At 53.4% G+C, this 18,424-nt stretch carries 18 protein-coding genes; 3 read left to right on the forward strand and 15 right to left on the reverse strand.

The window, feature by feature from the left end; genetic code table 11:
* Window positions 1-90 precede the first annotated feature (90 nt).
* The 7 genes from dedD to pdxB all read right to left on the reverse strand — a co-directional run bounded on the left by dedD (window position 91) and on the right by pdxB (window position 6,920).
* Complete coding sequence (gene dedD, locus QUE34_RS13805) at window positions 91-753, reverse strand: cell division protein DedD (RefSeq protein ID WP_000146990.1); 663 nt, start codon at window positions 751-753, stop codon at window positions 91-93.
* Window positions 743-2,011 (reverse strand): bifunctional tetrahydrofolate synthase/dihydrofolate synthase, encoded by a 1,269-nt coding sequence (gene folC, locus QUE34_RS13810; RefSeq protein WP_032303449.1) that lies wholly within the window; start codon window positions 2,009-2,011, stop codon window positions 743-745. The genes dedD and folC overlap by 11 nt, the downstream gene beginning before the upstream one ends.
* A 69-nt stretch (window positions 2,012-2,080) precedes the next feature.
* Window positions 2,081-2,995, reverse strand: coding sequence for an acetyl-CoA carboxylase, carboxyltransferase subunit beta (accD, locus tag QUE34_RS13815; protein WP_000118404.1), 915 nt, complete (start codon window positions 2,993-2,995; stop codon window positions 2,081-2,083).
* 155 nt (window positions 2,996-3,150) lie between these two features.
* A complete protein-coding gene (locus QUE34_RS13820; RefSeq protein WP_000364335.1) occupies window positions 3,151-3,810 on the reverse strand; it encodes a DedA family protein in 660 nt (219 codons plus the stop codon).
* Between the two features lie 82 nt (window positions 3,811-3,892).
* On the reverse strand, window positions 3,893-4,705 hold the full coding sequence (gene truA, locus QUE34_RS13825) for a tRNA pseudouridine(38-40) synthase TruA (RefSeq protein WP_001283592.1): 813 nt from the start codon (window positions 4,703-4,705) through the stop codon (window positions 3,893-3,895).
* Window positions 4,705-5,718: an aspartate-semialdehyde dehydrogenase gene (locus QUE34_RS13830; protein ID WP_001289165.1), complete on the reverse strand. Its 1,014-nt coding sequence runs from the start codon at window positions 5,716-5,718 to the stop codon at window positions 4,705-4,707. The genes truA and QUE34_RS13830 overlap by 1 nt, the downstream gene beginning before the upstream one ends.
* Before the next feature lie 65 nt (window positions 5,719-5,783).
* The gene (gene pdxB, locus QUE34_RS13835; RefSeq protein ID WP_000699133.1) at window positions 5,784-6,920 is read right to left on the reverse strand and encodes a 4-phosphoerythronate dehydrogenase PdxB; all 1,137 of its coding nucleotides are present in this window, start codon (window positions 6,918-6,920) and stop codon (window positions 5,784-5,786) included.
* Window positions 6,921-7,018: 98 nt separating this feature from the next.
* Here pdxB and flk point away from each other — a divergent pair, with 98 nt between their 5' ends.
* Complete coding sequence (flk, locus tag QUE34_RS13840) at window positions 7,019-8,014, forward strand: flagella biosynthesis regulator Flk (protein ID WP_000615830.1); 996 nt, start codon at window positions 7,019-7,021, stop codon at window positions 8,012-8,014.
* Here the strand turns inward: flk and QUE34_RS13845 are convergent.
* Both QUE34_RS13845 and fabB read right to left on the reverse strand, forming a co-directional pair.
* Entirely contained in the window at window positions 8,011-9,189 is a 1,179-nt protein-coding gene (locus tag QUE34_RS13845) for an arabinose transporter (RefSeq protein WP_032184713.1), read from the reverse strand. The genes flk and QUE34_RS13845 overlap by 4 nt on opposite strands.
* Before the next feature lie 266 nt (window positions 9,190-9,455).
* On the reverse strand, window positions 9,456-10,676 hold the full coding sequence (gene fabB / locus QUE34_RS13850) for a beta-ketoacyl-ACP synthase I (protein ID WP_000817187.1): 1,221 nt from the start codon (window positions 10,674-10,676) through the stop codon (window positions 9,456-9,458).
* Between the two features lie 158 nt (window positions 10,677-10,834).
* Between fabB and mnmC the strand changes: the two genes are divergently transcribed.
* Complete coding sequence (gene mnmC, locus QUE34_RS13855) at window positions 10,835-12,841, forward strand: bifunctional tRNA (5-methylaminomethyl-2-thiouridine)(34)-methyltransferase MnmC2/FAD-dependent 5-carboxymethylaminomethyl-2-thiouridine(34) oxidoreductase MnmC1 (RefSeq protein WP_032303462.1); 2,007 nt, start codon at window positions 10,835-10,837, stop codon at window positions 12,839-12,841.
* Between the two features lie 309 nt (window positions 12,842-13,150).
* On the opposite strand, the gene QUE34_RS13860 is transcribed toward mnmC, so the two are convergent.
* Genes QUE34_RS13860 through prmB form a run of 6 tightly spaced genes read right to left on the reverse strand, consistent with a single transcriptional unit; the run spans window position 13,151 to window position 17,699 of the window.
* Complete coding sequence (locus QUE34_RS13860) at window positions 13,151-13,429, reverse strand: YfcL family protein (protein ID WP_000559764.1); 279 nt, start codon at window positions 13,427-13,429, stop codon at window positions 13,151-13,153.
* Window positions 13,430-13,462: 33 nt separating this feature from the next.
* On the reverse strand, window positions 13,463-14,011 hold the full coding sequence (gene epmC / locus QUE34_RS13865) for an elongation factor P hydroxylase (protein ID WP_032302179.1): 549 nt from the start codon (window positions 14,009-14,011) through the stop codon (window positions 13,463-13,465).
* On the reverse strand, window positions 14,011-14,820 hold the full coding sequence (locus QUE34_RS13870) for a sulfite exporter TauE/SafE family protein (protein WP_000447348.1): 810 nt from the start codon (window positions 14,818-14,820) through the stop codon (window positions 14,011-14,013). The genes epmC and QUE34_RS13870 overlap by 1 nt, the downstream gene beginning before the upstream one ends.
* Window positions 14,820-15,644, reverse strand: coding sequence for a penicillin-insensitive murein endopeptidase (gene mepA, locus QUE34_RS13875; RefSeq protein ID WP_032303463.1), 825 nt, complete (start codon window positions 15,642-15,644; stop codon window positions 14,820-14,822). The genes QUE34_RS13870 and mepA overlap by 1 nt, the downstream gene beginning before the upstream one ends.
* Before the next feature lie 2 nt (window positions 15,645-15,646).
* On the reverse strand, window positions 15,647-16,732 hold the full coding sequence (gene aroC / locus QUE34_RS13880) for a chorismate synthase (protein ID WP_001353064.1): 1,086 nt from the start codon (window positions 16,730-16,732) through the stop codon (window positions 15,647-15,649).
* Between the two features lie 34 nt (window positions 16,733-16,766).
* Window positions 16,767-17,699: a 50S ribosomal protein L3 N(5)-glutamine methyltransferase gene (gene prmB / locus QUE34_RS13885; protein WP_001298774.1), complete on the reverse strand. Its 933-nt coding sequence runs from the start codon at window positions 17,697-17,699 to the stop codon at window positions 16,767-16,769.
* A 164-nt stretch (window positions 17,700-17,863) separates the two neighbouring features.
* Between prmB and smrB the strand changes: the two genes are divergently transcribed.
* Window positions 17,864-18,415: an endonuclease SmrB gene (gene smrB / locus QUE34_RS13890; protein ID WP_000730533.1), complete on the forward strand. Its 552-nt coding sequence runs from the start codon at window positions 17,864-17,866 to the stop codon at window positions 18,413-18,415.
* Window positions 18,416-18,424: the final 9 nt, after the last annotated feature.

Genomic DNA, 18,424 nt, shown 5'->3' on the forward strand with positions numbered 1-18,424 from the left:
CGGGCAATCATTGTCGGATGCGGCGTGAACGCCTTATCCGACCTACGGTTCTACTCCTGCACAGACCTCGTCGCATCAGGCAAAACCGTATTAATTCGGTGTATAGCCCATCACCACGCCACTTAAGCCAGAAAGCTGCTTGAGTTCACCCAGCGAACCTTTCAGCTTATCTTTCGAGGCATCTGGCCCAACCAGAATACGGGTAATTTTACCCTGCACCGGCGTGGATGGCGACGTATAAACCCGATAACCGGCACCGCGCAGCTTACCGACAATCTCATTCACTTTATCGGCATTTTTCAGCGCGCCCAGCTGGACGACATACGCTTTACCCGTCGGGGCGGCTTTTTCTTCCACGACCGGCTTCGGTTCTGGCTTCGGCGCAGGTGCTGCTTCAACCTTCGGTTTAGGCGGTTCCACCGGTTTCGGCTTCGGTGGAGCGACCGGTGCAGGTTCCGGTTCAAACTCGGTGTTATTGGCTGCAATAGTGGCCGGATCGAGCGACGGCGCGGCGGCATCACCTGCCCGCACCTCTTCCGCTGCGCCTTCCGGCGGCTGCGTCGGCAGCGCCTGGGTGGCGGCTGGCATCATATCAGGCTCATCGCGATCGCCCGCTTTTGGCACCAGCGGGATAGCCGCGAACTCATCCTGATAATGTTTTTTCTGCCCGTCCAGCAACCCTGGAAGTACAATCACCCCCAGCGCCACCAGCACGATCGTACCCACTAACCGATTCTGAAACTTACTTGCCACCGCTTCTCCTCGCGTCAATCACTTCCATGACATGTGCGACCGTGTGGAACGAACCACACACCAGCACGGTATCTTCCGCTTTAGCGTCCGCCATTGCGGCATCCCATGCCTGCGCCACGCTATCAAATGATTTGCCGTTACCCAAATGCTCAAGCAGTTGTTCTGCCGTGGCACCGCGCGGCCCTTCCAGTGGCGCACAATACCAGTCATCAACCACGCTTTTCAACCAGGCCAGAGTTCCGGCAATATCTTTATCATGTAGCATACCGATAACCGCCAGCACGCGCCCGTTTTTCGGTAGCGCTTTCATACGCCCGGTGAGATATTCCGCCGCATGTGGATTATGCGCGACATCAAAAATAACGCGTGGCGACTCGCTCACAATCTGGAAACGTCCCGGCAAAATTGCGCTGGCAATCCCGTCGCGAATGGCATTTTCACTGACCTCCAGCCCGCTGGCACGCAGTGCCGCCAGCGCCGTTGCGGCATTCGGTTGCGGGACAAGCGGCAACGGCAGATTTTCCAGCGTGCCGTGAGCATCGCTAAACGTCCAGTCATGATCGCTGACGGAATAGTTCCACTCAACGCCCCGACGTTGTAACAGTGCACCTTTTTCCTGCGCCACATCAGCAATGGTAGAAGGCATTTCCGGCTCTCCGACAATTGCCGGTTTTTCATTGCGGAAAATCCCTGCTTTCTCACGACCAATGCTTTCGCGATCTGGCCCCAACCAGTCGGTATGATCCAGCGCAATGCTGGTCACCACCGCAACATCAGCATCGACAATATTGGTTGCATCCAGACGTCCGCCCAGCCCTACTTCCAGAATCACCACGTCAAGTTGTGCCTGTTTGAACAGCCACAACGCCGACAGCGTACCGTACTCGAAATAGGTCAGGGAAATATCACCGCGTGCCGATTCAATCTCCGCAAAAGAGGCTGTGTGGGCCGATTCCGGCAATTCCTGGCCCTGCACACGTACGCGCTCGGTATAACGCACCAGATGCGGCGAACTGTAGACGCCCACTCTGTACCCTGCCGCCATCAGAATCGACTCCAGCGTACGGCAGGTGGTGCCTTTGCCATTCGTACCCGCAACGGTAAACACAAATGGCGCTGGTTTCAGAACGCCAAGACGTGCCGCGACCTGGCTTACGCGCTCAAGGCCAAGATCGATAGTTTTACTGTGCAGGTTTTCCAGATAAGAAAGCCACGAAGCCAGAGGCGACGCGGCTTGAGGAGTGCGTTTGATAATCATGGTATCCGCTGATTCGTTACGGTGAGAATAGCAAAAGGGCAGAGCCAGTGGCCCTGCCCTTATCAGTTATCAGGCCTCAGGTTCCTGATCCGGTACCGGTGGCACCACTACGCCTTCACGCGGCGCTTCAGGATTCGGCGCTGGCAAATTCATCAACTTCGCCAGAATACTCGCCAGTTTCAGGCGCATTTCCGGACGACGGACGATCATGTCAATCGCACCTTTCTCGATCAGGAATTCACTGCGCTGGAATCCTGGCGGCAGTTTTTCGCGAACGGTCTGTTCGATAACACGCGGACCGGCAAAGCCGATTAACGCTTTCGGTTCAGCAATATTGAGATCGCCCAGCATGGCGAAACTTGCAGAAACACCGCCCATGGTCGGGTCGGTCAGCACGGAGATGTACGGCAAGCCGCGCTCCTGCATTTTTGCCAGTGCCGCAGAGGTTTTCGCCATCTGCATCAGCGACATCAGTGCTTCCTGCATACGTGCGCCACCAGAGGCGGAGAAGCAGATCAGCGGGCAGTTATCTTCCAGCGCCTGCTCAACGGCACGTACGAAACGTGCACCTACCACAGACCCCATGGAACCGCCCATAAAGGCGAACTCGAATGCCGCAGCGACAACCGGCATTCCATACAGGGTGCCTTTCATCACCACCAGCGCATCTTTTTCGCCGGTTTCTTTCTGCGCAGATGCCAGACGGTCTTTATACTTCTTGGAGTCACGAAACTTCAGCACATCTTTCGGCTCAAGCTCGCTACCCAGCTCCACAAGGCTTCCTTCATCTAACAGGCTATGCAGGCGATTACGCGCTGTCATACGCATGTGATGGTCACACTTCGGACAGACCTCAAGATTACGTTCCAGCTCAGCGCGGTATAATACCTGACCGCAGCTATCACACTTAGTCCACACACCTTCAGGAATGCTCGCCTTGCGGGTGGGAGTAATGTTGCTTTTAATTCGTTCAATCCAGCTCATTAGGGACCTTTCTGTCTGAACCTGGTTCGATGCCAGTTTTATCTTTGGGGACGCATAATGCCATTTTTGCCCCCAACAGACCATGAATGTTGCACATTAAAACATAACAGCCCGAAACTTTGGATAAAAAAGTGGTCGAACCGCGGAGTTACTTTTTATTTTGCGGCGCGTGCCGCAGCGCGTTTGTGACGGATAATTTCGATAACGCCCGGCAAAATGGAAACCACAATAATCCCGACGATCAGCAGCTTAAGGTTATCCTGAACCATCGGAATTGTACCGAAGAAATAGCCTGCGTAGGTAAAAAGCAGTACCCACAACAGTGCGCCGATCACGTTATAGGCAGCGAAATGACGGTACGACATGTGGCCCATCCCTGCGACAAAGGGGGCAAACGTTCTGACGATTGGCACAAAACGGGCGAGAATAATGGTTTTGCCGCCGTGTTTTTCATAAAACTGATGAGTTTTGTCGAGATAGCTACGACGAAAAATTTTCGAGTTCGGATTACTGAATAATTTCTCACCGAACAACCGTCCTATGGTGTAGTTGACCGCATCACCAACAATCGCGGCAATTAACATCAGTACCACCATCATATGAACATTGAGATCGTTGGTTTCAAGCGAGGCCAGTGCCCCTGCAACAAACAGCAGCGAATCTCCCGGTAAGAACGGCGTTACCACCAGACCGGTTTCACAGAACAAAATCAAAAACAGGATGGCATAAACCCAGACGCCGTACTCTGCGACCAGTTCTGCCAGATGCACGTCAATGTGCAGGATAAAATCGATGAGGAAATAAATCAGGTCCATATTTGCCTATGCCTTGTACTCGTTATCTCTCAGGCCGTAACTACGTTGGCTACAGCCTGAAATTTTCCGAGCTTTATTCTCGTTAGTCCGCCAGAAATAGCGGGCCCATTGGCGGTTTTGGAAGATCAAACCGGTCAGGGTAATCCACCGCAACCAGATACAGCCCTTCCGCTTTTGCCGTTGCTGCCGCCAGCGTTCTGTCCTTTGCTGCCAGCAGTTCTGCTATCCAGCTCTCCGGCTGGTTGTTGGCACCGACTTCCATCAGGCTGCCGACAATATTCCTCACCATATGATGTACAAAGGCATTTGCTTTGATATCTACCACCACATAAGGACCGTGACGCGTGACGTTAATATGCATAACATTGCGCCACGGGGTTCGGGACTGGCACTGCACCGCACGGAACGAGGTGAAATCATTCTCGCCCAGCAGGCATTGCGCGGCCCGATGCATCCGTTCAGCGTCCAGCGGTTCGTAAAAATGGGTTACCCCTTTACTCAGCACTGCCGGACGCAGCCGATGATTGTAGATGATGTAGCGATAACGGCGAGCCGTGGCGCTAAATCGGGCATGAAAATCATCAGGTACAGCTTTAACCCAACGCACGGCGATGTCACCAGGTAAATTCGCATTTACGCCCAACGTCCACGCAGCGTCTTTACGCTGCGCGGTAGTTTCGAAATGCACAACCTGCCCTGTACCGTGTACGCCTGCGTCGGTACGCCCGGCACAAAAGACGGTGATCGGTTCGTTCGCCACCTGAGAGAGTGCCTTTTCCAGTTTCTCCTGCACACTGCGTACTTCGTTCTGCCGTTGCCAGCCGTAATACTTACTGCCGTCGTACTCAATGCCCAGCGCAATTTTGTAAACTGGCGGTTGTTGCTGGTCGGACATTAGTACAGATACTCCTGCACCAGTTTCTCGGCGATTTTTACTGCCATCAGCGCGCCGCCAAAGCGAACATTATCGGCCACTGACCAGAACTGGACTTGCTCCGGCATACCGTAGTCATTGCGTACGCAGCCAACGGAAAGATGCGGCGTACCAGAAGCATCCCCCACCTGCGTCGGGAATTCGTTCTCTTCAGAGAGCACAATATCTTCGCCCTGGGCAAACGCATCACGCGCTTCTTCTGCCGCCAGCGGACGCAGAGCTTCAAAGTTGACCATCTGAGCATGACCGTAAAATACCGGTGCCTGAACAACACTTGCCGAAATCATCAGCCCTTCGTCTTGCAGAATTTTGCGTACTTCGTCAACGATACGACGTTCTTCACGCACGCTACCTTCGCTATCCGGCAGTAACGGCAGCATATTGAACGCCAGCTGACGACCGAAGAAATCTTCTTCGTCAATCGGAATACCGTTCAGCAGTTTCGCGCTCTGCCCTGCTAACGCATCGACCGCTTTTTTACCCTGGGCGGAGGCAGAAATCAGGCTGGTGACGCTGATACGTGACAAACCGCCCTGATCGATTAACGGTTTCAGTGCTGCCAACAGCTGGCTGGTCAGGCTGTCCGGTACGGCGATGACATTTCGGTTGCGGTAATCGGTCAGTACAAACGGGTTAACTTCCGGCACCACCAGCGGTACGTCAGGTTCGAGAGCAAACAATCCGCTGCTGTCGATCACCAGGCAACCTGAGTTGGTCGCTTCTTCAACCCAGGCAGCGGTAGCTTCTTTGCCTGCGACAAAAAACGCCAGTTGCGCCTGCGTCCAGTCGAATTCAGCGGCATCCTGCACGGTGATTGTCTTACCACCAAAGCGCAGTTGTTCGCCTGCGCTTTCGTTACGTGCCAGTGCATAAATTTCCCCAACCGGGAACTGACGTTCAGCCAGCGTTTCAAGCAGGGCTTCGCCCACAGCGCCAGTTGCGCCCAGGACGGCAATGTTCCAGCCTTCAGACATGGTGGTTTACTCCAGAAATAGCAAAGCTCTCTGCCAATGTTACAGCAGAGAGCATGAAGAAGAGATTAACGTGCCGGATGATGAACGGCGTTAAAACCCAGTTTACACAGCAATGATGCCGCACTGGCGTCATCACAAATCACATACAGAGATGACCATTCACGGCGCTCAAGATAGTTTTTGCGCAGTTTATCGAACTCACCCGGTATCCCGGCGACTTTACGCAGCGGTGCGTCATCGCGGCGCACATCATACACCAAATGCACCAGCCTTTTCAGCGTCGGTTGATCGAGCGGACCATGCAGTGTAATACGGCCAAACTCTGGCGCGGGTAGCAACGTATCAAGCGCAACGTGTTGCTCACGCCCAATAAACTTGCTATACGCTTCAAACACTTGCGTCGTGCCACGGGCTTTACCTTCGAGGGTGTAGCCCGCAATATGCGGCGTGCCGATATCCACTTTTTTCAGCAATTCTACGTTGAGTTCCGGTTCGCCTTCCCAGACATCCAGCACTACGCTTAACTTCTGACCTTCATTCAGACAGGTCAACAGGGCAGTATTATCGACGACTGCGCCACGGCAGGCGTTAATCAAGATCGCTCCCGGCTTCAGGTTACGAATCAGTTTTTCGTCCGCCAGATGCAGCGTTTTGTACGGTCCGTCTTTAAAGAGTGGCGTATGGAATGTCAGGATATCCGCATGCTGGACTAATTCATCCAGCGAACGGAAATCGCCCTCATCCCCACGATCGGCACGCGGCGGATCGCAAAGCAAGGTTTTGATCCCCAGCGCTTCCAGTCGCGCCTGTAAACGCCGACCAACGTTACCAACGCCCACGATCCCCACGGTACGCTCATGCAGTGAAAATCCATCGCGTTCAGCAAGCATCAGCAGTGAGGAGAAAACATATTCCACCACCGCAATCGCATTACAGCCAGGTGCTGCGGAAAAACCAATTCCCGCCTGCTTTAACCATGCTTCATCGACATGGTCGGTTCCCGCTGTGGCTGTGCCAACAAATTTAATGGGTTTTCCTGCCAGCAAAGATTCATTCACTTTCGTGACCGAACGCACCATCAGCGCATCCGCGTCTGCCAGTTGAGCTACTGGGATTGGACGCCCCGGAACCGCAGTCACCTCACCCAAACGGCTAAATAAGTCGCGGGCATAAGGCATATTTTCATCAACAAGGATTTTCACGTTTGTGTTACCTGTATGAGACGAGAGTTAACCGGACAAGTGTGCCATAATCTCGCGGCCAGGCATACTTGCGATGATTTCAGGTATAAGGATACGTAATGATACAACCTATTTCCGGCCCTCCTCCTGGGCAACCACCAGGTCAGGGAGATAACCTGCCGTCTGGCGCGGGCAATCAGCCTTTATCCAGTCAGCAACGTACTTCGCTGGAAAGCTTAATGACGAAAGTGACTTCGCTGACGCAACAGCAAAGAGCAGAACTGTGGGCGGGTATCAGGCATGATATTGGCCTGTCGGGAGATTCGCCGCTGCTTTCGCGTCACTTTCCCGCCGCAGAGCATAATCTGGCGCAACGTTTGCTGACCGCGCAAAAAAGCCATTCTGCCCGCCAGCTTTTAGCCCAATTGGGTGAGTATTTACGTCTGGGGAATAATCGTCAGGCGGTCACGGATTATATTCGTCATAACTTTGGTCAGACGCCACTGAATCAGCTCTCACCGGAGCAATTAAAAACCATTCTCACCCTGTTGCAGGAAGGGAAGATGGTTATCCCGCAACCGCAGCAGCGCGAGGCGACCGACCGTCCGTTATTACCGGCGGAGCACAATACGCTCAAACAGCTGGTTACCAAACTTGCGGCGGCAACGGGAGAACCCAGCAAGCAGATCTGGCAATCGATGCTGGAACTTTCCGGGGTGAAAGATGGTGAGTTAATTCCAGCGAAACTGTTTAACCATCTGGTGACCTGGCTGCAGGCGCGTCAGACGCTAAGCCAGCAAAATACGCCGACGCTGGAATCACTACAGATGGCGCTGAAACAACCTTTAGATGCCAGTGAACTGGCGGCGTTATCGGCATATATCCAGCAAAAATATGGCCTTTCTGCACAATCATCGCTTTCTTCAGCCCAGGCTGAGGATATCCTTAATCAGCTTTATCAACGGCGGGTTAAAGGGATTGATCCGCGTGATATGCAACCGCTGCTTAATCCTTTTCCACCGATGATGGACACGTTGCAAAACATGGCAACGCGTCCCGCGCTGTGGATACTATTAGTCGCGATTATCCTGATGCTGGTCTGGCTGGTTCGTTAACCCCGACGAAACGACAGTATCGTGACAATAATTCCCAGCACCGCAGAGATCGCCCCGGCAAGAAATACCGAAGAGTAACCAAACGTGGTCGCCAGCATTCCCGCCAGCGGCCCGGAGACGCCGAGGGCGATATCCTGAAACGCGGCGTAACCGCCCAGTGCGGTGCCGCGAACTTGTGAGGGGACGCGTTTAACCACCTCCACGCCCAGCGCAGGAAAGATAAGCGAACATCCAGCTCCGGTTAACGCCGCGCCCGCTAATGCGACCCACGCCCCTGGGGCTTGCCAGAGCAGCAACAAGCCCACAGTTTCTACAAGCAGAGAAACAATCGCCACTTTCACACCGCCAAAACGGTCCGGCATCCAGCCAAACATTACGCGCATCACGACAAATGCCCCGCCAAACGCGGTAAGAGTAAAGCCCGCCATCGCCCATCCTTTGCTGGCAAAGTAGAGCGAAACGAAAGTTCCGATAACCGCAAAACCCACGCCTTGTAGCGCCAGACCTAACCCTGGTTTCCAGATAAGCCCGACAACGCTCCACAGCGATGGACGTTCTCCCGCCAGGGCCGGTACTTTGCGCACTGTGCCGTTACAGGCCCACGCCAGTATGGGTAATGCCATTGTGGTGAGCGCCAGTGCAGCAAAACCGTAATGGCTATGAATCAACAGGCCAAGCGGTGCACCAACAGCGAGGGCACCGTAAATAGCCATTCCGTTCCATGACATCACTTTGCCGGAATGTTTTGGCCCAACGATGCCCAATCCCCAGGTCAGAGCCCCCGTCAGTAACTGGCTTTCACCAAAGCCAAGAATCAAACGTCCGACGACCAACAGAGCAAATTTGAACGGTGCGGAGACGGGCAAAATCGCCGCCAACAGCAGTGCGCCCCCCGCCAGACCACAAGCTAACATCCCCTGAAGCGCCGAACGTTTTGCACCATATTGATCGGCCAGTCGCCCGGCATAGCCACGCGTCAGCACCGTAGCCAAAAACTGAATGCCGACGGCAATCCCGACCATGGTGTTGCCATAGCCCAGCTCATGATGAACAAACAGCGGGATAACCGGCAATGGTAACCCTACGGTCATGTAGGTGAGAAAAACCGCAAAAGCGATGCGGAAAAGCGAAAAATTGGCAGAAGATCGTGTTTCGGTTTGGCTTACAGCAGTCATGCATTACTCCAGAATGCAGCGCAAGGCGAGGAATTTCCCCGTCTCATCTCTCTGGTTTCAGGGTTACGGTACGCGTTGGCAGGATTTAACGCGTACGTCTTTTCAGAAGGAAATCGACAAAGCGGGAAGTTTGCCTGGAACAGGCGGCGATTGTCAATGATGTGAAAAAGGGAACCATCGGGTTCCCTTTTTCTTTAGTGCCGGAGGCGGCACTGGCGCGTATCGTCGGATGCGACGCTGACGCGTCTTATCCGACCTACTCCGAATTAATCTTTCAGCTTACGCATTACCAGCGTGGCGTTGGTGCCACCGAAGCCGAAGCTGTTAGACATAACGGTAGTCAGTTCGCGATCGGTCGTTTCGGTCACAATGTTCAGACCCGCAGCCTGCTCGTCCAGCTCTTCAATGTTGATGCTCGGTGCGATAAAGCCGTGTTCCAGCATCAGCAGAGAGTAGATAGCTTCCTGCACACCCGCAGCGCCCAGAGAGTGACCGGTCATTGCTTTGGTTGCAGAAATCGCCGGGCTCTTATCACCGAATACTTCACGGATAGCCGCCAGCTCTTTCACGTCGCCAACCGGAGTTGAAGTACCGTGAGAGTTCAGGTAGTCGATTGGCGTATCAACACCGTGCATCGCCATCTGCATGCAGCGAACTGCGCCTTCGCCAGACGGAGCAACCATGTCTGCACCATCAGACGTTGCGCCGTAACCAACGATTTCAGCATAGATGTGAGCCCCACGCGCCAGCGCGTGTTCCAGCTCTTCAACCACCACCATACCGCCGCCGCCAGCGATAACGAAACCGTCGCGGTGAGCGTCGTAAGTACGGGAGGCTTTTTCTGGGGTGTCGTTGTATTTAGTAGACAGCGCGCCCATCGCGTCGAATTCGCAAGCCATTTCCCAGCACAGCTCTTCGCCGCCGCCAGCAAACACAATGTCCTGTTTGCCCAGTTGGATCTGCTCTACTGCGTTACCGATACAGTGTGCGGAAGTCGCACACGCGGAGCTGATGGAGTAGTTAACGCCGTGAATTTTAAACGGCGTGGCGAGGCAGGCAGAAACGCCAGATGCCATCGCTTTGGTGACCACATACGGGCCAACCGCTTTCAGGCCGCGCGGGCTACGCATAGCGTCAGCGCCGAACACCTGGAAACGCGGGGAACCGCCGCCAGAACCTGCAATCAGGCCAACGCGCGGGTTATTCTGATAAGCTTCCGGGGAGAGGCCAGCATCTGCAATTGCCTGCTCCATAGAAAGGAATGCATAAATGGATGCGTCGCTCATAAAGCGCACAACTTTGCGGTCAATGAGGCCAGTGGTATCCAGTTTTACGTTGCCCCAGACGTGGCTACGCATGCCGGAATCCTTCAGCTCCTGAGAGAAAGTGATCCCTGAACGTCCTTCACGCAGAGATGCCAGGACTTCCTGCTGGTTATTACCGATGCTGGAAACAATGCCCAGGCCAGTAATCACTGCACGTTTCATTCAATACCTCTGTAAGTCGCACATAGAGTAAGTTTCGAATGCACAATAGCGTACACTTGTACGCCGAACAAGTCCGATCAGCCAATTAATAGAGAAATTTGCGCAGCCTGACACACATCGCTAAGATCGAGCCACCGCCTGTAAGACGAGTAACTTACGTGAAACACTACGCCATACAACCTGCCAACCTCGAATTTAATGCTGAGGGTACACCTGTTTCCCGAGATTTTGACGATGTCTATTTTTCCAACGATAACGGACTGGAAGAGACACGCTATGTTTTTCTTGGGGGTAACCAATTAGAGGCACGCTTTCCTGAACATCCGCATCCTCTGTTTGTGGTAGCAGAGAGCGGCTTCGGCACCGGATTAAACTTCCTGACGCTATGGCAGGCATTTGATCAGTTTCGCGAAGCTCATCCGCAAGCGCAATTACAACGCTTACATTTCATTAGTTTTGAGAAATTTCCCCTCACTCGTGCGGATTTAGGATTAGCGCATCAACACTGGCCAGAACTGGCACCGTGGGCAGAAAAACTTCAGGCGCAGTGGCCTTTGCCCTTGCCCGGTTGCCATCGTTTATTGCTCGATGAAGGCCGCGTGACGCTGGATTTATGGTTTGGCGATATTAACGAACTGACTAGCCAACTGGACGATTCGCTAAATCAAAAAGTAGACGCCTGGTTTCTGGACGGCTTTGCACCAGCGAAGAACCCGGATATGTGGACGCAAAATCTGTTTAACGCCATGGCAAGGCTGGCGCGTCCGGGTGGCACTCTGGCGACATTTACGTCTGCCGGTTTTGTCCGCCGGGGTTTGCAGGAAGCCGGATTCACCATGCAAAAGCGCAAAGGGTTTGGGCGTAAACGGGAGATGCTTTGTGGGGTGATGGAGCAAGCATTACCCCTCCCCTGCTCCACGCCGTGGTTTAATCGTACGGGCAGCAGCAAACGGGAAGTAGCGATTATCGGCGGTGGTATTGCCAGCGCGTTGTTGTCGCTGGCGTTATTACGGCGCGGCTGGCAGGTAACGCTTTATTGCGCGGATGAAGCCCCCGCGCTCGGTGCTTCCGGCAATCGCCAGGGGGCGCTGTATCCGCTCTTAAGTAAACACGATGAGGCGTTGAACCGCTTTTTCTCCAATGCGTTTACTTTTGCTCGTCGGCTTTACGATTTATTGCCTGTTAAATTTGATCATGACTGGTGCGGCGTCACGCAGTTAGGCTGGGATGAGAAAAGTCAGCACAAAATCGCACAAATGCTGTCGATGGATTTACCCGCAGAACTGGCTGTAGCCGTTGATGCTAAGGCGGTTGAACAAATTACGGGCGTTGCGACAAATTGCAGCGGTATTACTTATCCGCAAGGTGGTTGGCTGTGTCCGGCAGAGCTGACCCGTAATGTGCTGGAACTGGCGCAACAGCAGGGTTTGCAGATTTGTTATCAACATCAGTTAAAGGATTTATCCCGTCAGGATGACTGTTGGTTGTTGAATTTTGCAGGAGATCAGCAAGCAACACACAGTGTAGTGGTACTGGCGAACGGGCATCAAATCAGCGGTTTCAGCCAAACGTCGTCTCTGCCGATGTATTCCGTTGCCGGTCAAGTCAGCTATATTCCAACAACGCCGGAACTGGCGAAGCTGAAGCAGGTGCTGTGCTATGACGGTTACCTCACGCCACAAAATCCGACGAATCAACATCATTGTATTGGTGCCAGTTATCATCGCGGCAGCGAAGATACGGCGTACAGTGATGAAGATCAGCAGCAGAATCGCCAGCGGTTGATTGATTGTTTCCCGCAGGCGCAGTGGGCAAAAGAGGTTGATGTCAGTAAGAAAGAAGCGCGCTGCGGTGTGCGTTGTGCCACCCGAGATCATCTGCCAATGGTAGGCAATGTCCCCGATTATGAGGCAACGCTCGCGGAATATGCCTCTCTGGCGGAACAGAAAGACAACGCGGTAAGCGCACCGGTTTATGACGATCTCTTTATGCTTGCGGCTTTAGGTTCGCGTGGTTTGTGCTCTGCCCCGCTGTGTGCCGAGATTCTGGCAGCGCAGATGAGCGACGAACCGATTCCGATGGATAGCAATACGCTGGCGGCGTTAAATCCAAATCGGTTATGGGTGCGGAAGTTGTTGAAAGGGAAAGCGGTTAAGGCAGGGTAATCTGCTTTGGCAGCGTTTGTCGGATGCGGCGTGAACGCCTTATCCGACCTACGTGAAATCTGTAGGCCTGATAAGACGCGGTAAGCGTCGCATCAGGCATTATGCACTCAATGTCGGATGCGGCGTGAACGCCTTATCCGACCTACGTGAAACCTGTAGGCCTGATAAGACGCGGTAAGCGTCGCATCAGGCATTATGCACTCAATGTCGGATGCGGCGTGAACACCTTATCCGACCTACGTAAAACCTGTAGGCCTGATAAGACGCGATAAGCGTCGCATCAGGCATGACGCTCCAGACGCCAACAACTTACTGCTGTGACGCCTGTTGAAACAGATTTTCCCACATATCGGTCACCAGCGCCTGGTCTCGCGGCGACAATTCACCGGCACCAATGGCTTTTTCCAGACTCTGGCTAACGGTCGTATGTACCGCCTGGGCGGAGTGGTCATCACCACTTTCCAGTTCTGCGATGGCTAATGTCAGGTGGCCACGCAAATACCCACTGGCAAACAACTCATCATCACTGGCATGGTCAACCATACCGTCGATTAATGCCAGAATGCGTGATTCAAACTCCGCGATCATCTTCTTTCCTCATTGTAAAACGTGGCGCAGGCTTCAGTTGAGCGCTTCCGGCCACGGGAACTGTTCCGCCGTAAGTTTCGGCGTGTGATAATAATTTTGTAGTGCTTTAATGAAGCGTGCCGGACGCTCGGGAATACCGTTTGCCAGATAATCCATCACCTGTGCATGTACCCGCCGTTGAAATACCACGCGGTCCGGTTCGAAATCCCCTTCCAGATTGTCGCAACTGACATTAAACGGATATCCCGCCGCCACACAGAACAACCAGTCCAGCGCCTGCGGCTTCACTTCAACATCTTCAAACTGGCCTTGCGTTTGGGCATCGCGTCCATCGGGACAATACCAGTAGCCGAAATCAACCAGCTCACGGCGCGCTTTCCCGGCAATACACCAGTGCGAAATCTCATGAATTGCGCTGGCATAAAAGCCGTGAGCAAAGACGATTCGGTTATACGGTACTTCCGCATCAGCAGGAAGATAGATCGGTTCGTCGTCGCCTTTAATCAGACGGGTATTAAATTCATCGGCAAAGCAGCTATTAAAAATTTCAATCAACTGCTCATAGTGGTGTGTACTATTCATTAGTTCATCCCCAACCAGTGGAGGATCTCCTGTCCGTGGCTATCATAAAGTAATTTGGCACTCATCACCGCCGAGACGATAACAATCATCGGGCGAATCAGCTTTTGCCCTTTGCTCAACACCAGTCTTGACCCCATGCGCGCGCCGAGGAACTGCCCCACCAGCATCACAAATCCTGTCGCCCAAATCACTTTGCCGCCGAGAATAAACAGCAGCAAACCGCCGATATTAGACGTTGCGTTGAGTAATTTGGCGTGGGCCGTGGCTTTGGCGAGGTTAAAGCCGCACAGCGTAACGAAGGCTAACGCGTAAAACGATCCGGCAGCCGGGCCAAAGAATCCATCGTAAAAACCAACGCAGCCCCCTGCTACCAGCGCAAATGGCAGTCCATACATCCGACGCTGGCGATCTTCTTCTCCCAGTTTGGGCATCAGTAAGAAATAAAGACCAATACAAATCACCAGAATGGGCAAAATCTGCCGCAAGACATCAGCCTGAACGTACTGCACCAGCAAAGCGCCGCTCATTGAGCCAATAAAGGTCATGGCGATATTGAGTTTCTGATCGCTTAAGCTAACCACTTTGCGGCGAATAAAGTAGATAGTGGCAGAAATAGAGCCACCGCAGGCTTGCAGTTTATTGGTTGCCAGCGCGTTAGCCGGAGACATCCCCGCCGCCATTAATGCCGGAATGGTGAGTAGCCCACCGCCCCCGGCAATAGAGTCGATAAATCCCGCCAGTATGGCGACAAAAAAGAGGAGTCCCAGCAACAGCGGGGAAACCATAAACAGGCTATTAAACGTTTCCATTAGATCACGTGCTCATCCAGTAGCGCCTGGCAGGAAGGCGGCAACGGAGGCGGTGTCTTCTTCTCAGGCTTTGTTGTTCCCGGTTTTGGAGGTTCAAACCAGCTTTGCAGTTCTGCCCCGCAACCATCGCCCGGTGGCGGTAAAGGTTGATCTTCACACTCCAGACTATCGGCAGGACAACGTAATCGTACATGCATATGGGCGCGATGCTGGAACCAGGGTCGCACTTTGCGCAACCAGTCGCGATCGGTGCCCGCATCAAGGCAAAGTTGTTGTTTAATCGCCGGATTAACAAAAATGCGCGTGACGTCTTTGTCCTGCGCGGCGAGTTTAATCAAGCTGAAAATTTCGGGCTTCCACAGCGTGGGGACAACGTGTTTACCGTCGCGGGAAACCAAATCTAATGCTTGCGGGCGCAAGAGTTGCGCGGAGGTCCAGCGTTTTTTCGGCAGTTGCAGGAAGATGTCCACATCCAGTCCGGTCTGGTGGCTGGCGTGACCGCCGTTGAAACGACCACCAGCAGGCATCCCCATATCGCCAATCAGCACTGTACCCATGCCCAGATTGCTCACCTGGCGACTCAGACGCTGGATAAACATCACCAGGTCCGGGTGCCCGAAATAGCGACGCTGATCGGTACGCATGACCTGATAATGTTCGGACTGTATCGGCAGCGTATCAGCACCGACGATACAGCCATTAGAAAAACTGCCTATCGATTGTGCGCTACCCGGCACAGGTTGGGTTATTTTTTGCCACGGCGTCGCTGCCAGGCTGGCGCTACTGGCAAGCAGGGCCAGCAGCGCAATCGCAGTTTTGTTCATTTTTACCAGCGTGGAATATCAGTCTTCACATCAGCATTTTGCGCCCGTTGCCGTAACAGGTGATCCATTAAAACGATCGCCAGCATCGCTTCCGCGATCGGCACCGCGCGGATCCCAACACAAGGATCGTGACGGCCTTTGGTGATCATCTCAACTTCTTCGCCAAAGCGGTTAATGGTGCGTCCAGGCACAGTAATGCTGGAGGTTGGTTTCAGCGCCATATGGGCGATAATTTGCTGCCCGCTGCTGATGCCACCAAGAATGCCGCCCGCATGGTTGCTCTGGAAACCGTCTTTGGTGATTTCGTCGCGGTTCTGGCTGCCGCGCAGCGCCACCACGTCAAAGCCGTCGCCAATTTCCACGCCTTTCACCGCGTTGATGCTCATCAGCGCGTGGGCGATGTCGGCATCCAGGCGATCAAAGACCGGCTCGCCAAGTCCGGCAGGGACGCCACTGGCCACCACGGTGACTTTCGCGCCAATAGAGTCGCCCTCTTTTTTCAGCGCGCGCATCAGTTCATCTAAGGCTTCGATTTTGTCCGGATCCGGGCAGAAGAATGGATTTTGCTCGACCTGAGACCAGTCTTTGATTTCCAGCGGAATGTCGCCCATTTGGGTCAGGCAGCCGCGAATTTCAATACCAAATTTCTCAGCGAGATATTTTTTGGCAATCGCCCCTGCTGCAACGCGCATGGCGGTTTCGCGAGCGGAAGAACGACCGCCGCCGCGATAATCGCGCAGGCCATATTTTTGTTCGTAGGTGTAATCGGCATGGCCTGGACGGAAAACGTCTTTAATTGCGCTGTAATCCTGAGAACGCTGGTCAGTGTTTTCGATCAACAAACCAATGCTGGTGCCGGTAGTAACGCCTTCAAAAACACCGGAGAGAATTTTGACCTGATCCGGCTCACGACGCTGGGTGGTATAGCGCGATGTCCCAGGGCGACGACGGTCGAGATCGTGTTGCAGGTCCGCTTCCGTCAGCGGAATACCTGGCGGAACACCATCGACGATGCAGCCGAGCGCCAGCCCGTGCGATTCGCCGAAGGTGGTTACGCGAAAGAGTTGTCCAATTGTGTTTCCAGCCATCACGGCTCCGTTATTGTTGTGTTTGCGTGTTTACTTAATCTTTATAAATCGCGAAATGTTCTCGTGCAGCAATAAGCTGCTCTTTGGTGAGCATAAACACACCATCACCGCCGTTATCAAACTCCAGCCAGGTGAACGGAACATCTGGATATTGTTCCATAAGATGTACCATGCTGTTGCCGACTTCACAAATCAGCACACCATCATCAGCAAGGTAATCTGCCGCATTACCGAGAATACGACGCGTCAGTTTCAGGCCGTCAGTACCAGATGCCAGACCCAGTTCCGGCTCGTGACGGTATTCATTTGGCAGGTCGGACATATCTTCCGCATCAACGTACGGCGGGTTAGTGACGATCAGGTCGTACTGCACTTTCGGCAAGTCCCGGAACAGATCGGAACGAATCGGAATGACGTTGTGGATCAGACCATGTTCTTCGATGTTCTGTTCAGCAACCGCCAGCGCGTCAGGAGAGATGTCTACCGCGTCGACTTCCGCTTCCGGGAAGGCATAAGCACAGGCAATCGCAATACAGCCGCTTCCAGTGCACATATCTAAAATGTGCTGCGGTTGCTTGCTGATGAGTCCGGCAAATTTATTGTTGATCAGTTCACCAATTGGCGAGCGCGGCACCAGCACACGTTCATCGACGTAAAATTCATGGCCGCAGAACCAGGCTTTGTTGGTCAGGTAGGCCACCGGAATGCGTTCGTTGACGCGGCGGATCACGCGTTCAACAATACGGTGTTTTTCGCTGGAAGTCAGACGCGCGGTGCGCATATCTTCCGGAATATCCAGCGGCAGGTAGAGCGATGGCAGCACCAGTTGTACGGCTTCATCCCACGGGTTATCGGTGCCGTGGCCGTACCAGATATTTGCCGCGCTGAAGCGGCTCACCGACCAGCGCAACATGTCCTGAATGGTTTGCAGCTCATTTACTGCTTCATCAACGAAAATTTTATCCACGTATTCCTCCAGGGCATGGTCGCATTAATTTCGGCGGCTAGTTTGCCATGAAGATGACGATAAATCAGCATTCACGCGCGGTGAGTGAGGAAAAATACGTTTAAAACGATCGATTAGACGACGAGTCGGGTAAACTGTAGGAAAATTAGAAATGAGAGATGTAAATGAAAAAGAAATCATCACTTAGCGAGGAGGACCAGGCGCTGTTCCGCCAGTTGATGGCGGGGACCCGCCAGATAAAGCAGGACACCATCGTCCATCGGCCGCTGCGTAAAAAAATTAGCGAAGTACCGGTCAAGCGGTTAATTCAGGAACAGGCCGATGCCAGCCATTATTTCTCCGATGAGTTTCAACCGTTATTGAATACCGAAGGTCCAGTGAAATATGTCCGTCCGGATGTCAGCCATTTTGAAGCGAAGAAACTGCGCCGCGGCGATTATTCGCCGGAGTTGTTTTTGGATTTACACGGTTTGACGCAATTGCAAGCTAAGCAGGAACTTGGGGCTCTGATTGCCGCCTGCCGTCGTGAACATGTGTTTTGCGCCTGCGTGATGCATGGTCATGGTAAGCATATTTTGAAGCAGCAAACGCCGCTGTGGCTGGCGCAACATCCCCATGTGATGGCGTTTCACCAGGCACCGAAAGAGTACGGCGGTGATGCAGCTTTATTAGTGTTGATTGAAGTGGAAGAGTGGTTGCCGCCTGAGTTGCCCTGACATCATTAT

The sequence above is a fragment of the Escherichia sp. KS167_9B genome (assembly GCF_030295215.1).
Classification (GTDB): domain Bacteria; phylum Pseudomonadota; class Gammaproteobacteria; order Enterobacterales; family Enterobacteriaceae; genus Escherichia; species Escherichia coli_F.